We start from the raw sequence: 19,485 nt of genomic DNA, 5'->3' as shown, positions 1-19,485 counted from the left end.
GAGGGGAATCGATATGAACTGGGAGAAGATTCGCAGTGTATCGCTGAAAGCGCAGACGATCGCGTTTACAATTTGCGGCGGGACCATGGTAATTCTTCTTACACTCAACGGTTTAGGACGTTATCTGCTTGGTATGGGTTTGAGCTGGGCTGATGAGGTGACAAGGGTGATGTTTGTATGGGGATGTTTTATTGGCATGACCTCAGCCTTTATCAGCGACGCGCATATTGGATTTGATTCCTTTGCAAAGATGAATCGTACGACCAGCTTTATTTCACAGGTTGTAAACGGTATCTGTCTGGTCCTCCTAGGCTTGATGATTATGATCTACGGTGCGCAGTTTACAATGAAGATGGGAAAATTCCCATTGCCGGCATCCCGGTGGCCGATAGGGATCCTCTACAGCGCGGGTGTAGCCGCAGGTATCGCCTGGATTGTGATTGGAGCTGTCAAACTGGTCACATTGATAAGAAAAGGATCGCAGAAGAAAAAGGAGGTGAACGGCTAGATGACGGCGCTGTGGATTTATCTCAGTGTTTTCGGCGCGTTTTTCATCTTGGGGGTACCGGTGGTTGTAGCGCTGGGGGTAGCAGGTATCGCACTGCTGCTGACAAATCAGCTCAGTTTTTTTATCTTCGCACAGCAATGGCTCATGTCCACCGATAACTATTCTCTGACTGCGATCTTTTTCTTTATGCTCGCGGGCGAGATCATGAATACCGGCGGCTTGACAAAGCGAATTGTTGGATTGGCCTCCAAACTGGTGGGAAAACGCCCGGGCGGACTGGCAATCATTGTGGGACTGGGCAGCATGTTTTTTGCGGCAATCAACGGATCGGCGATCGCGACTGCCGCGGCAATGGGCAGCATTATGATTCCGGCCATGAACGACGAAGGCTATGCCCCGGAATTCAGCGGCGCCGTTGTGGCTGCGGGCGGTGTTGTTGGGCCGATCATTCCGCCGAGCATACCGATGATCCTCTATGGTACAATTACTGGCCTGTCGGTTGCAAAACTTTTCGCAGGTGGGATGTTTTTGGGGATTCTCATCGGTATCACACAGTTTACAATCAGCTATTTTGTTTCCAAAAAGCGTGGTTATACAGGGTCTGGGAAGGTCTATGGGACGGTTCACGGTTCCATTTGGGCACTGTTGCTGCCGGTCTTTATTTTTACAACGATCAGCTTTGGCGTTTTGACCCCGACCGAAGCCTCTGCATTTTCAGTCGTCTACTCGCTGATCATTTCGATGTGGGTGTATAAGGAAATGAGCTGGAAAGATCTTCCTAAAATTATTGAAAAAAGCTTTATCAGCACGGCGACCGTCATGGCGGTTGTTGGTGCGGCGTCGGTTTCGGCCTGGATTTTGACCTCACAGCAGATCCCGCAGAAGGTCGCGGAATTGATTGTGAGCATTGTGCATACGCCGACACAATTCCTGCTGCTTTCGTTCTTTATCCTGATTCTGGTTGGAATGGTGATGGATCTTACCCCGGCCGTGCTGATCCTGGCACCGGTATTTATCCAGCCTGTTGCGATGCTGGGTGTTGATCCGATCCATTTTGGCATTATCTTCGTATCGGTTCTGGTTGTCGGCCTGATCACCCCGCCGGTTGGAACCCTGATCTACACGTCCTGCAGCATGACAAAACGCAGCTTTATACAGGTTTCCAAGGAGCTAATGCCCTATACGCTGGCAAGTTTGGCAATCATTCTCCTTTCAATCTTCATTCCGCCAATTGTCACCTTTATCCCGTCCCTGATCCGTTGAGGAGGCCGCATATGAAAGAAGGACGTTTGGTTGGTTTGGATATTGGAACAAGCGGGCTCAAGATCACGCTTGCTGACGACAGCGGACGGATTACAGACCACCTGAAATATAAATATGAACTTGTGGAATGGGCCCCAGGCGTGGTGCCGCTCACCTTTTATTTTGGCATTGTGCAGAAAGTTCTTTCCAGCCTGGCGCAAAAGTATTTTCTCATCAGTATTTCGGTCAGCACACAGATGTATTCCATCTGCCGGTGGACGAAAGATGGCATTGCCGTATTGCAATGGAACTGTATCTGGCCGCGCGCGCGGGAGGAAAGTGATTTTGCAAAGACACTGTTCCAATCCGGCTGTCCGGCCGATACGCTCTATGGAGGCTACAAGCTGCTTTCTACTCCACCGGGGGAACGAAAAGATTTTCTAACCTACGGTCTGAAGGAAGCGCTTATTGAACTGCTGACAGGGGAATTGGCCACGGATTATACGACTGCGTCGGCATCCGGACTGTTCAAACTTGCGGATATGGACTGGAACCGCGAAATCCTGGAGCAAAATGGATTCGACCCCGCGCGGCTTGCGCGGGTGTGCCGACACAACCAGCCGGTTGGAAATCTGCGAGGAGAAGCGTTTGCAGGTGCGGACGCCAATACCCTTGTCGTGCCCGGATTGGGCGACGGTCCGTCGGCGAGCTATGCCTGCAGGGATGTCAGCAACTTCTGTGGGAATATCGGCACCTCCATGGCATGCCGGGTATTTACGGAAAGTCCGGACCTTTCCCAAGCGGACAAAATGTGGATCTATGCGGTGGATCCGCAAACCAGTATCGTGGGAGGGATTTCTTCGAACAGCTGCACAGTATTTCACTGGGCAAACAGGCTGGGCTTCGATACGATTGACCAGCTTTGTGAAACCGGGGATCTGATGCTGGTTCCATGGATTTATGGCGAACGGATGCCATACTGGTCCTCGGATCTGAAAGGCGTTCTGCTGGGCCTGATGGCGGATACCTCCCGTGAGCAGATTTCCTGTGCGGCGCAGAAGGCGGTTGCCTTTACGATGGCCGCAATGGTTCACTGTCTGAACCCCTTTAATAATAACGGCGACCCACTTGTGCTGGCGGGTGGAGGGACGCATTCCAAAGGGGTGCTTGAGGTGATTGCCGGAAGCGTGCAGAGCGATCTGGCAATTTTGGAGGATGCCGATTACCTCTGCTCGACCGGATCGGTTATTTCCGCGGGGGAAGGCGTGGGCATTCAGGTTCAGCCGAAAAACAAACTGACTCGGCTGATACATGCCGATGGGTCCTATCTTACGGAATATACCAGATGGCGTGCAGCTTGTGAAGCGATGTCGAATTTTTACCACGCAAAACAGTTTTAGAACGGCGACCGGCCGAAGAAATGAATGATAAGAAAGTGGAGGGAATTTTTATGAGAAAGATTTTAGCACTGGTTTTGGCATTGAGTATAGCGCTGAGCCTTGGCGCGTGTGGACAGTCGGCTCCTGCCCAGAGTAGCACTCCCGCGGAACAGCCCGCCTCATCGGCGGCTCAGCCGGATGCCTCTGCTCCAGAGGCATCCGGTAAAGCGGAATATATTATGAAGGTCGGTTACGGCACGAATCCAGGCCACCCGATCGACCTTGCGAGCAACAAATTGAAAGAACTGGTGGAGGAGCGTTCGGGCGGCCGTATTGAGGTTCAGCTTTATCCTGCTTCCCAGCTGGGCAGTGAGCGCCAGCTGGTAGAGGGCCTGATGGCTGGGACAATTGAGTGCACGCCAACCACAACCGGCCCGATGTCCAATTTTGATCCGCAATACGGCCTTTTTGACCTGCCCTATCTGTTTGCCAGCAAGGAAAAGGCATACGAAGTGCTCGATGGACCGATCGGGACCGGGTTGCTTGAGGGGCTCGATTCGCTGGGCCTGGTCGGCGCGGCTTGGTGGGAAACAGGATGGCGCGAGCTTTCAAACGACAAACATGAAATTGTTACGCCCGCTGATGTCAAAGGCCTGAAAATCCGTGTCATGGAAAACGAAGTCCATCTTGCGTTTTTCCAAAGCCTGGGCGCGGTTCCGACCCCCATGGGTTTCGGCGAAATCTATATGGCAGCCAAGACAAAGACCATCGACGGCCAGGACAATCCCACCTCGATCTTCACTGTGAATAATTTCTTTGAGGTACAGAAATATCTGACGATTAACGATTACGTTTATTCCCCGGTGGTGGTGCTGTTCTCCAAGCAGTGGTTTGATACCTTGCCGGAGGATCTACAGAAAATCTGCTCTGATACAGCCTATGAACTGCGTGAATACCAGAGGCAGGCGGTCAGCGACTTGGATGAGGAATATCTGCAGACCTGCAAAGACAACGGCGTGCAGATTACCGTTTTGACGGAGGAGCAGAAAAAACCGTGGCAGGAAGCGGCACAGGCAATTTATCCACAGTTTGCTGATAAGATCGGAAAAGAATTGCTTGACAGCGTAATAAATGCGTAACACAGAGTGTGAAGGCGGCCTGCAGGGCTGGAAAGCTCTGGCCCTGCGGACCTTTCCCAATTGTTAGAAAAATCATGCACATAGAGGTATCATCATGGGTGAAACCAGAAAATACAAAGTAACGATTCTGTCACGATCGTTTTCCGCTTGCTCGAATGAGCCGTTAGAGCTGTTAAACCGCTACTTTGAAGTCAATCTGCAACGAAATGACCTGCCTGAGGATACTCGACGGATTGCGCGTCTGATCGGAGATTCGGATGGGATTATCACCGGTTCGGATGTGGTAGACCGCTATGTTATGGATCATTGTCCCAACTTAAAGATGATTTCCAAGCATGGGGTGGGGCTTGACAGCATCGATTTGGAACTGGCGAAGGAACGGGGAATCAAAGTAACCACGACGCCAAATGCAAATAACGAATCGGTGGCAGATCTGACGCTGCTTTTGATGCTGAATATACTCAGGCAGCTCAGGCGTAACGAAATTCATTGCGACACACCGGACTGGACGAGCAAATCGCTTGCGAATGATCTTTATGAAAAAACAGTGGCGCTCATTGGGTTTGGCAATATCGGCCAGGCTGTTGCGCACCGTCTTCAGGGGTTTTCCTGCAAGCTGTTGATTTACGACCCCTGTGTCGAACCCGGCGCTTTTGCGCAGGAGGATGCCGTGGCCTGTTCTTTTGAAGAGGCATTGCGGCACGCGGACATCATATCTCTGCACCTTCCGTTGACCGAAAAAACCCAAAAAATGATCAATCGCGATACGATCTCCCTGATGAAGCCGGAAGCGGTGCTGATCAACACATCGCGGGGCGGCATTGTCGATGAAGACGCGCTTTACGAGGCGCTTGTTTCCCGGCGCATCCGGGCGGCCGGACTGGATGTTTACGCACAGGAGCCGCCTGTTGGGAACCGTTTGCTGGTGCTGGACAATGTGGTTGCCACTCCGCATATTGCGACCCATACCCAGGAATCGAACTACCGCATGGGGGTTGCCGCGGCGCGCAATCTGATTGATTTTTTCAGCGCTTATGAAAAGGAGAGAAACTGACAGAGAGAAGGGAACGGTTTGAAGGCACTTACCTATATGGGCAGCGGCGTTTTTGCTACGCAAGAACGGGCTTTACCTGTGCCTGGTCCGCAGGAGGCTCTGATCCGGGTCAGTTTTGCCGGAATTTGTGGAACAGATATGGCGATCGTATCGGATAAGCACCCCCGGGCGAAACCGCCGCTGGTTCCCGGGCATGAGATTTCCGGACGGGTAGAATCCGTTGGAACAGCCTGCGTCCGGTTCCATCCGGGAGATCGAGTGGTAGTAAACCCGCTGATCACATGCGGACATTGCCTGCCCTGCCGGACGGGGAACGAGCACGTCTGCAACACCTTGAAATTGATAGGGATCGATTGTGACGGCGGAATGCAGGAGTATGTCGCCATACCGGAGAGAAACTTGCTTTTGATGCCGGGTGAGCTGGCGGACGACGAGGCCGCGATGGTGGAAACACTGGCAGTCATTGTACATGGGGTGAGAGAAAGCGGATTCCGGTTTGGGGATACCGTAGTTGTCACAGGGGCGGGGCCGATCGGCCTGCTCAACGCGGCCGTTCTGCAGGAGATGGGCGCTTCCCGGATTTTTGTAACGGAAATTGACGATTTTCGGCTGGCACGCTGCAAAGCGTATGGGTTTGCGGCAATTGACCTGAAAACCCACGACCCGGTGGAGTTGATCCGTTCGCAGACCGATGGGGAGGGGGCGGATTTACTGTTTGAATGTTCGGGGAACGCGGTGGCGGTGAGGAACATGATGGAATATGTGCGCTGCAAAGCGACGGTTGTGATGATGAGCGTTCCCAAGCAGCCATTGCCGGTTGATCTGCGCGCATTGAATTTCAAAGAAATTCATCTGATCGGCTCCCGCGTATATTCGACAGTCGACTTTGAGATCGCCGCGCGTTATGCGGTTCGGCTCAAAGCCCAGCTTGGAGAGCTGATTTCGCACAGAATTCCAGTCGGCCAGGGCGCGAGGGCCTTTGCAGTTGCACATGATCCGGAAGAACATCCGCTCAAGGTTCTAATTTCCTGTCATGATGGAAATGAATGAAGAGAAGGGAAGGAAGCTTTTGGAGAAACTATTTGACATCTCTGGCAAAAGGGCAATTGTTACCGGCGCGAGCCGCGGCTTGGGAAAAGGGATTGCCAAAGGCCTTCACGATGCCGGCGCGGATATTGTCGTCATGGGTACGAATGAAAAAGTGACGCAGACTGCACGGGAACTGGCGGGTGAAAAATCAAACGTATGGCCTGTAGTCAGTGATTTTTCCGACCAGAGCAGCGTGAACCGCGCATTTGAAAAAGCAATGTCTTTTTTGGGCGGGATCGATATCCTGGTCAACAATGCCGGGATGCAGATTCGCCATAAATGTGAAGAGTTTCCGCTTGAAGATTGGAATCAGGTTTTGCAGGTCAATTTGACCTCCGTTTTCCAGCTGTCCCAGCTTGCGGGACGCATCATGCTGACGCAGGGACACGGAAAAATCATCAACATTGCCTCGCTTCTCAGTTTTCAAGGCGGGTTTACGGTTCCCGCCTATGCTGCGGCAAAGGGAGGGATGGCGCAATTGACCAAGGCGCTTTCCAATGAATGGGCCGCGCGCGGAGTCAATGTCAACGCAATCGCCCCAGGCTATATGGCGACTGATAATACGGCGGCTCTGCGTGACGATCCGGTGCGCAGCGAACAGATTAGCGTGCGGATTCCCGCCGGGCGATGGGGAACGCCCGAAGACTTGGTCGGCCCGGTCTTATTCCTGTCTTCGGCGGCTTCCAATTATGTCCATGGTTCTATTATATTGGTTGACGGCGGGTGGATGGGCCGATAGGTCAAAAAACGGGATGATCTATCAATCAAGAACGGGAGCGTTGACAGGTTGGGCCCCAATCGAAAATAATTGGGCGATACGATTCCTTACGAGTCGTACCGCCCGATTTTGCGTAACTGAAAAAACCGCCCGCGCGCAGAGCGAACCTGCTCCCGCGCGGGCGGTATTTGGCGTTCAGGATGCAGGACTGTTGCTGCCGCGCAGGTCAAAATCGATCTCGCCCATTGCGTTTGAAAGGCCCTGCATACTGTCTGTGAGGCTTTTGGAGCTGGGGATGATCCGCTCCTGGATCAGGGTGAGGAGCTGGATACTGATGCCGACCAGCCCTTCTTCGCTCGGCTGGTACTGCGGCGCGTTGGAAAGGGAAGCAAGCTGCATATAGATATCGGACAGCTGGTTGACGATCGTGTCGTGGTCCGTGCTGATTTTTTTCAACTCCTCGTAAATCGGGCCCATCAGTTGAGTCGCCTGCTTATAGGTCATTTTGTCGCTCCTTTGTTTTTTGTATCATAATACCAGATCAGGGTAAAAAAGGAAAGAAAAAGTTTTATGCGAAAAAAGGTTACCTTTTGCTGCCATCTTTGCGTCCGGCTGTACGCCTGTTCCAAACAGCGAGCGCCCGCTGGAAAATCCGTTCGTACCAGTTGGGGATCCCCGCGTCGGCTGGGGCCCAGGCATCCTGCGCTTCAAAGAGCGCGACAGTTTCATCCCAGCCGATATTCCGGATATGGTGGCGCATCCGGCCCTCGGCGCGGGTGGAAACAACGAGGTCGCATTTATTGTCGCCGCGTTGCAGAATGCTTTGCCGGATGTTTACCAGAGCGATTTTGTCATAAGAAAAAACTACTGTGTGTAGATAATATAAATTTGAATAACGAAGTGTATAATGTTTTCCGCTGCGGGAAACGCCTGATGAGAAGAAATCCATAAGCCGCACCCCCAAAAACCAGAAAGCCGGCAGAGAAAGCATAAAGCCTGCGAAGCGCAGAATTTCCGCCCAGTTCGGCAGCAGCCAGATTCCCAGGAAGGTAGCTGCGGGAATCAGCAGGCAGGGCCAGAGCGGATCGATGATAAACTTGAAGATAGCGCCGCCGTTTGGTCTCAGCTGGCGCGGAGTCGAACAGTATTCTGGCAGCAGCAGCCCAAGCTGGCGCATGGCGCGGCTTTTGGTGGAGAAGGGGATGATGGCCGCGATATCAGACTTGTCTTTTCCAATGCCGATCGCGTTGACAAAGACCGAATAGAGCCGTAGTGTCCGGGTGACGAGGCTCTGCCGGATGTCCACAAAACTGATATCCCCGGTGCGCAGGGAGTAATCCTTTTCTACCAGTATGCCGCCGCTGATCCGGAGGCGGTCGTTTTTCCGCTGGACCCGGAGGTTTTTCGTCTGCAGAAGATTCAAAAGGAAAGCGACCAGCCAGCCGCCAAGCAGTGCGATTGCCACACCGGCAGCAATCGGCGGCAGCCGGATGGCAAGGAAGCCGGCGGTCAGCAACGGCAGGGAGATCGCAATCTGCCGCGCAAGCTCCTGGAAGGTGGCAAAAAGCAGCTCGGAAAGCTGTTCCCCCAAAATCTGGCCCGCCTGTGAGATGAAGGTTGCAACAAAGACAATTCCAAGGAATGAATTCGAAGTGAAAAGGGATAGGAACACCACGCCGAGCACAGGCGGGCGGTATTCGGCCGAAATGTCGGGTGAAGCTTGCTGCTCATGCGCAGCGCCATGCAGCCGCATCAGCCGTTCGGCCTCATCGGCACGCAGGTAGAGCGAGAGATCCGCCTTTCCGGGATCACCCGCGATGGTATCGATCCGGACCTTGACCAGATGGAACGGTTTGAACCAAAAAGGGCGCAGGATCGAAAAGGTAGAGATCTTCTGCATTGGAATAAAAGAATTGCGCTTAAAAAATATACCAATAGTAAAATATATCCCGGAAGAATCCATATGGTATTTGAATTGATCCCATTTCGCATAGGCCAGTGCAAGAATCACAGCCACCACGATGAGATCAATCCACGCACCGCGCAGCCAGGCCAGCAAACCGCCGGTCAGCGCGGTGATAAAACCACGCCCCACCGGGATCAGCAGCAAAAAGAGGAACCGGTACAGGAAGGCGGCAATCGAGATGGGATGAGTACGCACGAGCAGTTCCTTATTATGCAGGCTCCTCACCTCCATCCGGCAGCACCGGGGTGAGCAGATCGCGCAGTTCGTCCGCTTTGTCCGGCGCAAGCCCGGGAATGTAGGCGTTGCTCCCGGCCGTGAACACAATCAGCGAGCAGATGCCGAACAGCCGCTGCAAGGGGGTGGTGGCGATCGAAACGTACTGTACAGATGTCAAGGGAATTGCCTTCACACGGGTGTAGATGACGCCGCAGTGGATCAGCAGGCATTTTTCGTTGACCGAATAAGCCAACTTGCGGTATTTGATCGGGTAATAGAATATGTAAAAGCCCAGAAAAGCAAAAATCCACGCAGCAGTAAAGACCCACCACACCAAGCCGATGTGCGGGGCAAAATAAGCGGACAGGAAGGAGGGCAGGATCGCAACCAGCAGAAGGCGCAGCCGCCAGACGGTCAGCACATGCAGGTCGGGTTTTTGTAAGGTCATGGGCAGGTCACCGGTTCCTTTGCTTTGTTATGATACTATATTATATAGGAAAGCGGGCGAAAAAAACAGCGTTTTCGCAGAAAAAGCGGCACGGCGGGCGAAAAAAGCCACACCGTGCCGCCGACGGACTATTTGCAGAAAAGATGCGCGCCGATCCGCTTGATGACCGGACGGGTACGGATCCATTGATTTGAGGTCTTATCCGGATTGTAATAGTAGATGGCGCCGCCGGAGGGGTCCCATCCGGCCAGTGCGTCGCGCGCCGCCCGACGCGCGGATTCCGCGATGGCTTCATTAATTTGGCCGTCCGTGATTGCGGTGAAGGCCCCGGGCTGGTAGACGACGCCGGCGAGCGTGTCAGGGAAGGAGGGATGCTCCACGCGATTGAGCACAACCGCGCCGACCGCGACCTGCCCTTCATAGGGTTCGCCGCGCGCCTCGGCTGAAATGATGTTCGCCAACAGGTTCACATCGCTGTCGCCATAACCGCCGGTTGTACCGGTTTGCTGGGAGGAGTAGATCCCCATGGCCTTGAGGGTAGCTGGCCCCGCAATCCCATCCGCGGCCAGCCCGTTTTTCTTTTGAAAGGAGAGCACCGCCTTTTTGGTCTGCACGCCGAAGATTCCGTCGATGCTTCCATTATAATAGCCCCACTGTTTGAGACGCTGCTGGATTTGCCGGACCTCCTCTCCGCGTGAGCCGCTTTTGGAAAGGACCGTATCGGCCCGGCCAAGCTCGACGGTGTAAGCCACCAGGCCGAGCAATAGAAAAAGCGCGATGGAAAAAGAGATCATCCGAATAATGAAAATGGAAACCGTAATCTGTTTGGGTTTGGAGTTGGACACGCGGTGTGGCCTCCTTTAGAAAAGAGAGATACCAAAAGTATGCGCCGCTGCACTATTATATATGTATTCTGTACATAACAAATTTCGGCATTCCGGGCGGGGAAAGGTCAAAAGGGCCGGTTTTGTGGGGAAGTTTAGAAAAAGAAGGCCCATATTCAAATTTTTTTGCAAAAAGGTGTTGACAGCCTTGGCGAAGTGTGGTATTATAACAAAGCTGTCCCGTGAGGACGGGGAGCACAGCACCTTGAAAAATGAACAACGAGAGAAAGAACAGAAGCTTGTAGATTGGCTCTGGGAGCCGGTTTATGGGCAGAAGTAACCCTTGAAAATTTTTTTGAGTACACTCATGGAAACGTGAGCGTACAAACGCGAAAAGCGAAACCAGCAAAGGTAACTTGGCTGGGTCACACTTTGTGAAGTGAGATTGAAGCGCCTTCGGGCGATTTAATACAATAAACAAAGAGTTTGATCCTGGCTCAGGACGAACGCTGGCGGCGCGCCTAACACATGCAAGTCGAACGGAGTTTATCCGACTGAAGTTTTCGGATGGAAGATGGATAAACTTAGTGGCGGACGGGTGAGTAACACGTGAGCAACCTGCCTTTCAGAGGGGGATAACGATTGGAAACGATCGCTAATACCGCATAACATTATGAGGAGACATCTTCTTATAATCAAAGGAGCAATCCGCTGAAAGATGGGCTCGCGGCCGATTAGCTAGATGGTGGGGTAACGGCCCACCATGGCGACGATCGGTAGCCGGACTGAGAGGTTGAACGGCCACATTGGGACTGAGACACGGCCCAGACTCCTACGGGAGGCAGCAGTGGGGGATATTGCACAATGGAGGAAACTCTGATGCAGCGACGCCGCGTGAGGGAAGACGGTCTTCGGATTGTAAACCTCTGTCTTAGGGGAAGAAAATGACGGTACCCTAAGAGGAAGCTCCGGCTAACTACGTGCCAGCAGCCGCGGTAATACGTAGGGAGCGAGCGTTGTCCGGAATTACTGGGTGTAAAGGGAGCGTAGGCGGGATGGCAAGTTGGATGTTTAAACTAACGGCTCAACTGTTAGGTGCATCCAAAACTGCTGTTCTTGAGTGAAGTAGAGGCAGGCGGAATTCCTAGTGTAGCGGTGAAATGCGTAGATATTAGGAGGAACACCAGTGGCGAAGGCGGCCTGCTGGGCTTTAACTGACGCTGAGGCTCGAAAGCGTGGGGAGCAAACAGGATTAGATACCCTGGTAGTCCACGCTGTAAACGATGATTACTAGGTGTGGGGGGACTGACCCCTTCCGTGCCGCAGTTAACACAATAAGTAATCCACCTGGGGAGTACGGCCGCAAGGTTGAAACTCAAAGGAATTGACGGGGGCCCGCACAAGCAGTGGAGTATGTGGTTTAATTCGAAGCAACGCGAAGAACCTTACCAGGTCTTGACATCGGATGCATACCATAGAGATATGGGAAGTCCTTCGGGACATCCAGACAGGTGGTGCATGGTTGTCGTCAGCTCGTGTCGTGAGATGTTGGGTTAAGTCCCGCAACGAGCGCAACCCTTATTATTAGTTGCTACGCAAGAGCACTCTAATGAGACTGCCGTTGACAAAACGGAGGAAGGTGGGGATGACGTCAAATCATCATGCCCCTTATGACCTGGGCTACACACGTACTACAATGGCACTTAAACAAAGGGCAGCAACGTCGCGAGGCGAAGCGAATCCCGAAAAAGTGTCTCAGTTCGGATCGCAGGCTGCAACCCGCCTGCGTGAAGTCGGAATTGCTAGTAATCGCGGATCAGCATGCCGCGGTGAATACGTTCCCGGGCCTTGTACACACCGCCCGTCACACCATGGGAGTCGGTAACACCCGAAGCCAGTAGTCTAACTGCAAAGAGGACGCTGTCGAAGGTGGGATTGATGACTGGGGTGAAGTCGTAACAAGGTAGCCGTATCGGAAGGTGCGGCTGGATCACCTCCTTTCTAAGGAGAACGCCAGCATGAAATAAGGCTGGGTACTCTGGTCAGGCAAGGAAAGTTACAGTCGTTCGACTCGTTGTTCATTTTTGAAGGCGCTGCCTTCAAATGGTAGATAAGAGAAGCGAAAGCTGACCTGACTGCCAGCAGCGCACTTTCATAATAAGTGGGGGTGTAGCTCAGCTGGGAGAGCACCTGCCTTGCACGCAGGGGGTCAGGAGTTCGATCCTCCTCATCTCCACCACCGCACCTTGAAAATTGAACAATGAAAACAAATATCTGCAGAAGTTTTATGAAAAGATTTTTTACTTTAGGGTAAAGAAACTACAATAAAGCCGAGCGATTATAGAAATCGCAAGAAAACAGCGAGAACCAAGATTCAAGCATGGTCAAGCTACAAAGGGCACAGAGTGAATGCCTTGGCACCAGGAGCCGAAGAAAGACGTGATAAGCTGCGAAAAGCCACGGGGAGCCGCAAATAGGCTTTGATCCGTGGATGTCTGAATGGAGCAATCCGGCGGATGTAACGATCCGTCATGGTATGGTGAATCCATAGCCATATCAGGGGAACCGCCTGAACTGAAACATCTAAGTAGGGCGAGGAAGAGAAATCAACCGAGATACCGCAAGTAGTGGCGAGCGAACGCGGCAGAGGCCAAACCGGGGGCAGCAATGTCTCCGGGGTTGTGGACTGCATTTAGCATTGCTGAGCGTTAGGAGAACTGCATGGGAAGGCAGACCGGAGAAGGTGAGAGTCCTGTATCCGAAAACACGAGGCAGCGAGCAGTATCCAGAGTACCGCAGGACACGTGAAACCCTGTGGGAAGCCGGGGGGACCACCCTCCAAGCCTAAATACTCCCTGGTGACCGATAGTGTATAGTACTGTGAAGGAAAGGTGAAAAGCACCCCGGGAGGGGAGTGAAATAGTACCTGAAACTTTGCGCCTACAAGCACATAGAGCGCGTCAACGCGTGATATGGTACCTTTTGTAGAATGGTCCGGCGAGCGTATGCATGTAGCAAGGTTAAGTCCTTAAGGGATGGAGCCGAAGGGAAACCGAGTCTGAATAGGGCGAAGAGTTTCATGCATAGGGCCCGAAACCGGGTGACCTATCCATGTCCAGGTTGAAGTGGGAGTAAAATCCCATGGAGGACCGAACCGACCTCCGTTGAAAAGGCGGCGGATGAGGTGTGGATAGCGGAGAAATTCCAATCGAACCCGGAGATAGCTGGTTCTCCCCGAAATAGCTTTAGGGCTAGCGTCACGTTAGATTACCGGAGGTAAAGCACTGAATAGGCTAGGGGCCGAGAGGTTACTGAACCTTATCAAACTCAGAATGCCGGAGAATTGATGCGTGGCAGTCAGACTACGTGAGATAAGTCTCGTGGTCGAAAGGGAAAAAGCCCAGACCCACAGCTAAGGTCCCGAATACACGTTAAGTGGAGAAGGATGTGGAGTTGCACAGACAACCAGGATGTTGGCTTAGAAGCAGCCACTCATTTAAAGAGTGCGTAATAGCTCACTGGTCGAGTGACTCTGCGCCGAAAATGTAACGGGGCTAAACGTGTAACCGAAGCTTGGGATGATGTAAATCATGGTAGGGGAGCGTCGTATAAGGGGTGAAGTCGTAGCGAAAGCGGCGGTGGACTTTATACGAGTGAGAATGCCGGAATGAGTAGCGAGAATTATGTGAGAATCATAATGGCCGAAAGTCTAAGGTTTTTGGAGGAAGGTTCGTCCGCTCCAAGTAAGCCGGGAGCTAAGGTGAGGCCGAAAGGCGTAGCCGATGCACATACGGTAGAAATTCCGTAGCTGTCGAAAGATTTAAGCAAGGGGACACTGTCAAAGGGCATAACCCAGGCGTTGGTAGACCTGGGCGAAAGGGACCGAAATTTAGTAGGGAAGTATGCTTAGCGGCAGGCGAGAAAAGCCTTGTGTATATCTGAGATACCCGTACCGCAAACCGACACAGGTAGACAGGAAGAGAATTCTAAGGCCAACGGGAGAAGGGTTGTTAAGGAACTCGGCAAGTTGACCCCGTAACTTAGGGAGAAGGGGTGCTCCTGAAAGGGAGCCGCAGAGAATAGGTCCAGGCGACTGTTTAGCAAAAACACAGCTCTATGCTAAATCGAAAGATGACGTATATGGGGTGACACCTGCCCGGTGCCGGAAGGTTAAGAGGAGGAGTGAGAGCTCTGAATTGAAGCCCCGGTAAACGGCGGCCGTAACTATAACGGTCCTAAGGTAGCGAAATTCCTTGTCAGGTAAGTTCTGACCCGCACGAATGGTGTAACGATCTGGACACTGTCTCAACAGCCCGCCCGGCGAAATTGTAGTACCGGTGAAGATGCCGGTTACCCGCGACAAGACGGAAAGACCCCATGGAGCTTTACTGTAGCTTAATATTGGATTTCGGTATTTCATGTACAGGATAGGTGGGAGACTGAGAAACCTGGACGCCAGTTCAGGTGGAGTCACCGTTGGGATACCACTCTTGAGGTACTGAAATTCTAACCTGCGGCCGTGAATCCGGTCGGGGGACATTGTTAGGTGGGCAGTTTGACTGGGGCGGTCGCCTCCTAAAGAGTAACGGAGGCGCTCAAAGGTTGGCTCAGCATGGACGGAAACCATGCTTTTGAGTGTAAACGCGTAAGCCAGCCTAACTGCGAGAGAGACATCTCGAGCAGTAACGAAAGTTGGAGTTAGTGATCCGGTGGTATGTGAGTGGAAATGCCATCGCTCAACGGATAAAAGCTACCCTGGGGATAACAGGCTGATCTCCCCCAAGAGTCCACATCGTCGGGGAGGTTTGGCACCTCGATGTCGGCTCATCGCATCCTGGGGCTGTATTCGGTCCCAAGGGTTTGGCTGTTCGCCAATTAAAGCGGTACGCGAGCTGGGTTCAGAACGTCGTGAGACAGTTCGGTCCCTATCTGTCGTGGGCGCAGGATATTTGAAAGGAGCTGTCCCTAGTACGAGAGGACCGGGATGGACGCACCTCTGGTGCACCAGTTGTCGTGCCAACGGCACAGCTGGGCAGCTAAGTGCGGATCGGATAAACGCTGAAGGCATCTAAGCGTGAAGCCGGCCTTAAGATAAGATATCCCACTGGATAACCAGGTAAGACCCCTTGAAGACTACAAGGTTGATAGGTCACATGTGGAAGCGTGGCGACACGTGCAGCAAGGTGATACTAATCGGTCGAGGGCTTGACCAAGCGAATTTTGGTCTCGCAGGGTATGAAGTTTTCATTGTTCGATTTTGAGGGTGCGGGGCGCACGAAGGATGTGCGCAGCACACCGAATTCCAAATCCATGGCCAAAGGCCATGGGTCGTCGCAGACGACACAAGCCAGGATCCAAAGGGTGGAACCCTTTGAGCGGCCGTCGGCGAAGCCGCTCCGGACAGAGTCTGGGAAGGCCGCCAATATGCGCCATTAGCTCAGTTGGTAGAGCAGCTGACTCTTAATCAGCGGGTCCCGGGTTCGAGTCCCTGATGGCGCACCAGAAAGTGAGAGGTGTGACCGGAGGGCAGAAAGCCCGGAAGGGGAAAGCACCGCATAGATAGAGGAAGCTTTTAGAAGGCATTCTGTGCCGCAGGCACACCTTATCCCGAATCCGCGGCCGAAGGCGGCGGGTCGTCGCAGACGACACCCAACGGGGGATCCAAAGGGGGGTATGTAACCCCTTTTGAACAGCCGTCGCCCGAAGGGCGCTCCGGTCCAGCAGGGCTGGGAAGGCTGTCCATGGCCCGTTGGTCAAGCGGTTAAGACACCGGCCTCTCACGCCGGTAACGCGGGTTCGATTCCCGCACGGGTCACCATTTTAATTGCATATTGGCTGGTGTTTATGACGCTGAGGTCCCACCTGTTCCCATTCCGAACACAGTAGTTAAGCTCAGCGGTGCCGAAGATACTTGGGTGGTGACGCCCTGGAAAAATAGGTCGATGCCAGCTCTGACCACAGCAGGGGTGACTCTGCTGTGGTTTATATTCCTCCTTAGCTCAGTCGGTAGAGCATGCGGCTGTTAACCGCAGGGTCGTCTGTTCGAGCCAGACAGGGGGAGCCAATTACTGGTGTTTATGACGCTGAGGTCCCACCTGTTCCCATTCCGAACACAGTAGTTAAGCTCAGCGGTGCCGAAGATACTTGGATGGTGACGTCCCGGGAAAATAGGTCGATGCCAGTATAAAAAGATCCCATCCGTAAGGATGGGATCTTTTTTTCAGTACTCCCGCTGCAGAGCCACTACGCGCCCCAGAATCGCCACATGGTCGGTCAGGATCGGCTGCATGGTGTCATTTTCCGGCTGCAGGCGATAACCGCCATTCTCCTTGTAAAACCGTTTGACGGTCGCTTCATCATCGATCAGCGCAATCACAATTTCTCCGTTATGTGCGGTGGTACACCGGCGGGCAATCACAAGATCGCCGTCCAGGATGCCCGCGTTGATCATGCTTTCCCCGCGCACCCGAAGCGCAAAGAGCTCTTTCGCATCGCCCGGCAGCGAAACAGGGATATAATCTTCAATTGCTTCGACGGCAAGAATCGGCTGCCCGGCGGTGACCACCCCAACGACCGGGACGCGCGCCACCTGGGCATTCGACAACCGGATTGACCGGTTGAGGTTGTGGTCACGCAGAATATAGCCCTTTTCCTCCAGGCTGTTCAGGTAGCGGTGGACGGTGGAAGTGGATTTAATCCCGAGGCGCGTGCAAATTTCCCGCACGCTTGGGACTACGCCGCAGTCGATCGACTGGCGTACCAGATCAAATATAGAGGCTTCTTTTTCGGTCAGTTCCCGCATGGGACGCCCTCCTTTATGTGGTTGCTCCAAATGTCTCTGAGAATAGTATATCATTTTTTGAAGAGAATGACAAACAAACGTTCGTAAAAGCGCCGGAAGGAAAAGACAAATTTCTCCACTATCAATAGTTTATTCAGAGAAAATAGCACAATTTTTTAAAATTAGGACACAAGTCATTCACAACTTTTGGAAAAGAAGGGGTATAATAAAACTGTACTCAAGATAAGCCGCAAACATTTTGAGTATCTCTACCCTCCTCAAAACACACCTCAAACAGATTGGACCGGATGTGCCGCATCCGGTCCTTTTCCTTTTTCCAAATTTTCTTTCAGCAGCTCCAGTCCCGCCTTATCCAAATCTGGAGGCGGCGTAATTTTCAGCTCTGCATTGACATCGCTGTAGACGATCCGATAATAATGCTGGTAATGGGTTTCACCATTCTGGTCAAGCTCCGAAATTGTAATCCCGATCGATTCGAAGTCTCCGTCCAGGCTGATCTTTGCGGTTAGCGTATACCGCCGGTTAGAACCAGGCGCCTGTGTGGTCAGATAGCCAAAGAAGGAAAAGTCCTGATAAAATACCTCGTCCCGCACGATGGGATAATCCTCCAGGATGAAAGTAGGAATACCCATGAAATCCTGACGCAGATGCTCGGTGAACCGGTTGTGCAGATCGATGAACCAATCGCCGTTGTAGGAATAATAATAGTTGTTGCCATCATAATAATCCGCTTGCGGATAGTGCCAGAATACAAACGGCTGCCGGGACCGATAGGTCAATTCCAACTTGCCGTTATCGTTATTATGAAAGGAGATTTCCTCCTGGGTGTAACTTACAAAGTCATAAAGGGAATCAAACCCAATTTCGGTGCGAATGATCTGTCCGCTTGCCAAGCGGCTTGAAAAATCTTCATAGAGCGCGAGACAGGACATTCCGGGCATCAAAACCGGTTCCGCGGCGGCAATCCGGCCGCTGGCACTTGTGGAAAGCAAGAGGATGGATAAGCAGATCAGAAGGACTTTACGCACAGCCGGTCATCATCCTTTCAAAAACTGGATTTTGCCGCGGAACCGCATGGCTAGGCCGCTGGGAACAGACGGAAATAAATCCATAAAAACGCATACACAATCGGCTGATGCAGCATATAGACCCAGATCGTGTGCCGTCCAACCCATGCCAACCAGGAAAACCGGGTCCGATAGCAAAATTCCGGAATCTGACCGTTTTTGGCGTAGACACCAAGGTAAGTAGCGCCAAAGAAAAGGAATAGATTTGGGATAAGCGGGAAATAGTCGGAGGAGAAAAATCCGTCCGACGGGAATCCCAGCGGAAAGAGAAAGCCAGTTTGATAGAGCATGTCCGGAAGCGGGGTCCAGAACGGCGGATACCCGAGCATCCCACGCGGAACATAAAGAGTCAGGATGAAGATGGCCACAAACAGCGGCGCGCCGAGGACGGTGGGGATTTTATCGAGCTGCTTTTCAAAGAGCGCGAACAGGATCATCGCGCTTCCAAGAAAATGCAGGATACCGAACATCACCCGCTGATCCGGCATCACAAAAAGAGTCGCGGCGGTCAGCAGGAGCCCAAGTCCCAGCACCTGCACACCACGGCGCAGGTTGTTGCGGGAAAAACGGGCGGACATCCCGGAGATAATAATGAACCCACAAGAGATAAAAGTTTGCAGCCACTGCATTGGCCTGGAGAAGAAGAACGGGAAATCCGCCCCAAAGATTACGGCCGCATCATAGGCGCCGTGATAATAGACCATCAGCAGGATCAGCAGGCCGCGCAGCTCGTCGAGCGCGCCGACACGGCGGCTCGGGCGTTTTTCATACATTGGCGTTTGACTCCTTTATCTTGCCTGGATATGGATCTGCCTGTCCGGAAACTTACGGGATTATGGCAGGAAAGAGGCGGCAGCGCCAAAGGCGCGGATCGTCCTGCGTAGAAGCTGGGAGAATAGGCCATCGGGCAGGGAGTCGGCTTTGCCGACGCATCTGCCTGGCCATAAACCGGTATAATAACCGCTCTGCGGCGATTGTACCACAAGTGCGAAGCGCGCAGTGGGATAATAGGCCATCGGGCAGGGAGCCGGCT

General features: G+C 52.8%; 14 protein-coding genes, 4 tRNA genes and 4 rRNA genes. 15 read left to right on the top strand and 7 right to left on the bottom strand.

Translation table 11 applies throughout. The features are described from left to right. Positions 1–13 precede the first annotated feature (13 nt). The 7 genes from BN4275_RS06355 (at position 14) to BN4275_RS06325 (ending at position 7,150) form a co-directional block, all read left to right on the top strand. A complete protein-coding gene (locus BN4275_RS06355) occupies positions 14–508 on the top strand; it encodes a TRAP transporter small permease (protein WP_066455608.1) in 495 nt (164 codons plus the stop codon). Next, positions 509–1,771 (top strand): TRAP transporter large permease, encoded by a 1,263-nt coding sequence (locus BN4275_RS06350; RefSeq protein ID WP_066455604.1) that lies wholly within the window; start codon positions 509–511, stop codon positions 1,769–1,771. It begins immediately after the preceding gene. Positions 1,772–1,782: 11 nt separating this feature from the next. Continuing rightward, the gene (locus BN4275_RS06345; protein WP_066455601.1) at positions 1,783–3,150 is read left to right on the top strand and encodes an FGGY family carbohydrate kinase; all 1,368 of its coding nucleotides are present in this window, start codon (positions 1,783–1,785) and stop codon (positions 3,148–3,150) included. A 50-nt stretch (positions 3,151–3,200) separates the two neighbouring features. Next, positions 3,201–4,268: a DctP family TRAP transporter solute-binding subunit gene (locus BN4275_RS06340; protein WP_066455598.1), complete on the top strand. Its 1,068-nt coding sequence runs from the start codon at positions 3,201–3,203 to the stop codon at positions 4,266–4,268. A 94-nt stretch (positions 4,269–4,362) separates the two neighbouring features. After that, a complete protein-coding gene (locus BN4275_RS06335; RefSeq protein WP_066455595.1) occupies positions 4,363–5,322 on the top strand; it encodes a phosphoglycerate dehydrogenase in 960 nt (319 codons plus the stop codon). 36 nt (positions 5,323–5,358) lie between these two features. Next, a complete protein-coding gene (locus BN4275_RS06330) occupies positions 5,359–6,372 on the top strand; it encodes a zinc-dependent alcohol dehydrogenase (protein ID WP_066460245.1) in 1,014 nt (337 codons plus the stop codon). 19 nt (positions 6,373–6,391) lie between these two features. Then, complete coding sequence (locus tag BN4275_RS06325) at positions 6,392–7,150, top strand: SDR family oxidoreductase (protein ID WP_278276519.1); 759 nt, start codon at positions 6,392–6,394, stop codon at positions 7,148–7,150. Positions 7,151–7,324: 174 nt separating this feature from the next. Here the strand turns inward: BN4275_RS06325 and BN4275_RS06320 are convergent, their stop codons facing one another. The 4 genes from BN4275_RS06320 to sleB all read right to left on the bottom strand — a co-directional run bounded on the left by BN4275_RS06320 (position 7,325) and on the right by sleB (position 10,553). Then, positions 7,325–7,633, bottom strand: a complete 309-nt coding sequence (locus BN4275_RS06320) for a hypothetical protein (protein WP_066455593.1) — start codon at positions 7,631–7,633, stop codon at positions 7,325–7,327. 79 nt (positions 7,634–7,712) lie between these two features. After that, on the bottom strand, positions 7,713–9,326 hold the full coding sequence (locus tag BN4275_RS06315; RefSeq protein ID WP_079988119.1) for a PH domain-containing protein: 1,614 nt from the start codon (positions 9,324–9,326) through the stop codon (positions 7,713–7,715). After that, positions 9,304–9,759: a PH domain-containing protein gene (locus BN4275_RS06310; RefSeq protein WP_066455583.1), complete on the bottom strand. Its 456-nt coding sequence runs from the start codon at positions 9,757–9,759 to the stop codon at positions 9,304–9,306. The genes BN4275_RS06315 and BN4275_RS06310 overlap by 23 nt, the downstream gene beginning before the upstream one ends. A gap of 128 nt (positions 9,760–9,887) precedes the next feature. After that, entirely contained in the window at positions 9,888–10,553 is a 666-nt protein-coding gene (gene sleB / locus BN4275_RS06305) for a spore cortex-lytic enzyme (protein ID WP_066460240.1), read from the bottom strand. A 504-nt stretch (positions 10,554–11,057) separates the two neighbouring features. On the opposite strand from sleB, the gene BN4275_RS06295 reads away from it, so the two are divergent. From BN4275_RS06295 to rrf (BN4275_RS06255), 8 genes are all read left to right on the top strand, one after another. After that, positions 11,058–12,584: ribosomal RNA gene (locus BN4275_RS06295) — 16S ribosomal RNA — on the top strand. Positions 12,585–12,746: 162 nt separating this feature from the next. After that, a tRNA-Ala gene (locus BN4275_RS06290) sits at positions 12,747–12,822 on the top strand. A 143-nt stretch (positions 12,823–12,965) separates the two neighbouring features. Beyond that, a 23S ribosomal RNA gene (locus BN4275_RS06285) occupies positions 12,966–15,796 on the top strand. Positions 15,797–16,009: 213 nt separating this feature from the next. Further along, positions 16,010–16,085 (top strand) — tRNA-Lys (locus tag BN4275_RS06275). Positions 16,086–16,326: 241 nt separating this feature from the next. Then, positions 16,327–16,401: transfer RNA gene (locus BN4275_RS06270), tRNA-Glu, on the top strand. A 16-nt stretch (positions 16,402–16,417) separates the two neighbouring features. Then, a 5S ribosomal RNA gene (rrf, locus tag BN4275_RS06265) occupies positions 16,418–16,534 on the top strand. Positions 16,535–16,571: 37 nt separating this feature from the next. After that, a tRNA-Asn gene (locus tag BN4275_RS06260) sits at positions 16,572–16,647 on the top strand. Between the two features lie 3 nt (positions 16,648–16,650). After that, positions 16,651–16,767 (top strand): 5S ribosomal RNA (gene rrf / locus BN4275_RS06255). Together the 16S, 23S and 5S rRNA genes with 4 tRNA genes alongside form the textbook arrangement of a ribosomal RNA operon. A 36-nt stretch (positions 16,768–16,803) precedes the next feature. Here the strand turns inward: rrf (BN4275_RS06255) and lexA are convergent. The 3 genes from lexA to BN4275_RS06240 all read right to left on the bottom strand — a co-directional run bounded on the left by lexA (position 16,804) and on the right by BN4275_RS06240 (position 19,225). After that, positions 16,804–17,376 carry a transcriptional repressor LexA gene (gene lexA / locus BN4275_RS06250; RefSeq protein ID WP_479722610.1) on the bottom strand — a complete coding sequence of 191 codons (573 nt, stop codon included), beginning with the start codon at positions 17,374–17,376 and terminating at the stop codon, positions 16,804–16,806. A gap of 278 nt (positions 17,377–17,654) precedes the next feature. Further along, positions 17,655–18,413 carry an SH3 domain-containing protein gene (locus tag BN4275_RS06245; RefSeq protein WP_066455565.1) on the bottom strand — a complete coding sequence of 253 codons (759 nt, stop codon included), beginning with the start codon at positions 18,411–18,413 and terminating at the stop codon, positions 17,655–17,657. Between the two features lie 50 nt (positions 18,414–18,463). Then, positions 18,464–19,225, bottom strand: coding sequence for a heparan-alpha-glucosaminide N-acetyltransferase domain-containing protein (locus tag BN4275_RS06240; protein WP_066455562.1), 762 nt, complete (start codon positions 19,223–19,225; stop codon positions 18,464–18,466). Positions 19,226–19,485 lie beyond the last annotated feature (260 nt).

Origin of the sequence: Anaerotruncus rubiinfantis (genome assembly GCF_900078395.1) — a bacterium.
Taxonomy (GTDB): Bacteria; Bacillota; Clostridia; order Oscillospirales; family Ruminococcaceae; genus Anaerotruncus; species Anaerotruncus rubiinfantis.
The sequence above is the reverse complement of the archived record's forward strand: the minus strand, read 5'-3'. Positions and strand labels throughout refer to the sequence as shown.

Coding starts and splice junctions, on each gene's coding strand:
- BN4275_RS06355 (WP_066455608.1), top strand. CDS start 14: ATGAACTGGGAGAAGATTCGCAGTGTATCGCTGAAAGCGCAGACGATC.
- BN4275_RS06350 (WP_066455604.1), top strand. CDS start 509: ATGACGGCGCTGTGGATTTATCTCAGTGTTTTCGGCGCGTTTTTCATC.
- BN4275_RS06345 (WP_066455601.1), top strand. CDS start 1,783: ATGAAAGAAGGACGTTTGGTTGGTTTGGATATTGGAACAAGCGGGCTC.
- BN4275_RS06340 (WP_066455598.1), top strand. CDS start 3,201: ATGAGAAAGATTTTAGCACTGGTTTTGGCATTGAGTATAGCGCTGAGC.
- BN4275_RS06335 (WP_066455595.1), top strand. CDS start 4,363: ATGGGTGAAACCAGAAAATACAAAGTAACGATTCTGTCACGATCGTTT.
- BN4275_RS06330 (WP_066460245.1), top strand. CDS start 5,359: ATGGGCAGCGGCGTTTTTGCTACGCAAGAACGGGCTTTACCTGTGCCT.
- BN4275_RS06320 (WP_066455593.1), bottom strand. CDS start 7,633: ATGACCTATAAGCAGGCGACTCAACTGATGGGCCCGATTTACGAGGAG.
- BN4275_RS06315 (WP_079988119.1), bottom strand. CDS start 9,326: ATGGAGGTGAGGAGCCTGCATAATAAGGAACTGCTCGTGCGTACTCAT.
- BN4275_RS06310 (WP_066455583.1), bottom strand. CDS start 9,759: ATGACCTTACAAAAACCCGACCTGCATGTGCTGACCGTCTGGCGGCTG.
- sleB (WP_066460240.1), bottom strand. CDS start 10,553: ATGATCTCTTTTTCCATCGCGCTTTTTCTATTGCTCGGCCTGGTGGCT.
- BN4275_RS06240 (WP_066455562.1), bottom strand. CDS start 19,225: ATGTATGAAAAACGCCCGAGCCGCCGTGTCGGCGCGCTCGACGAGCTG.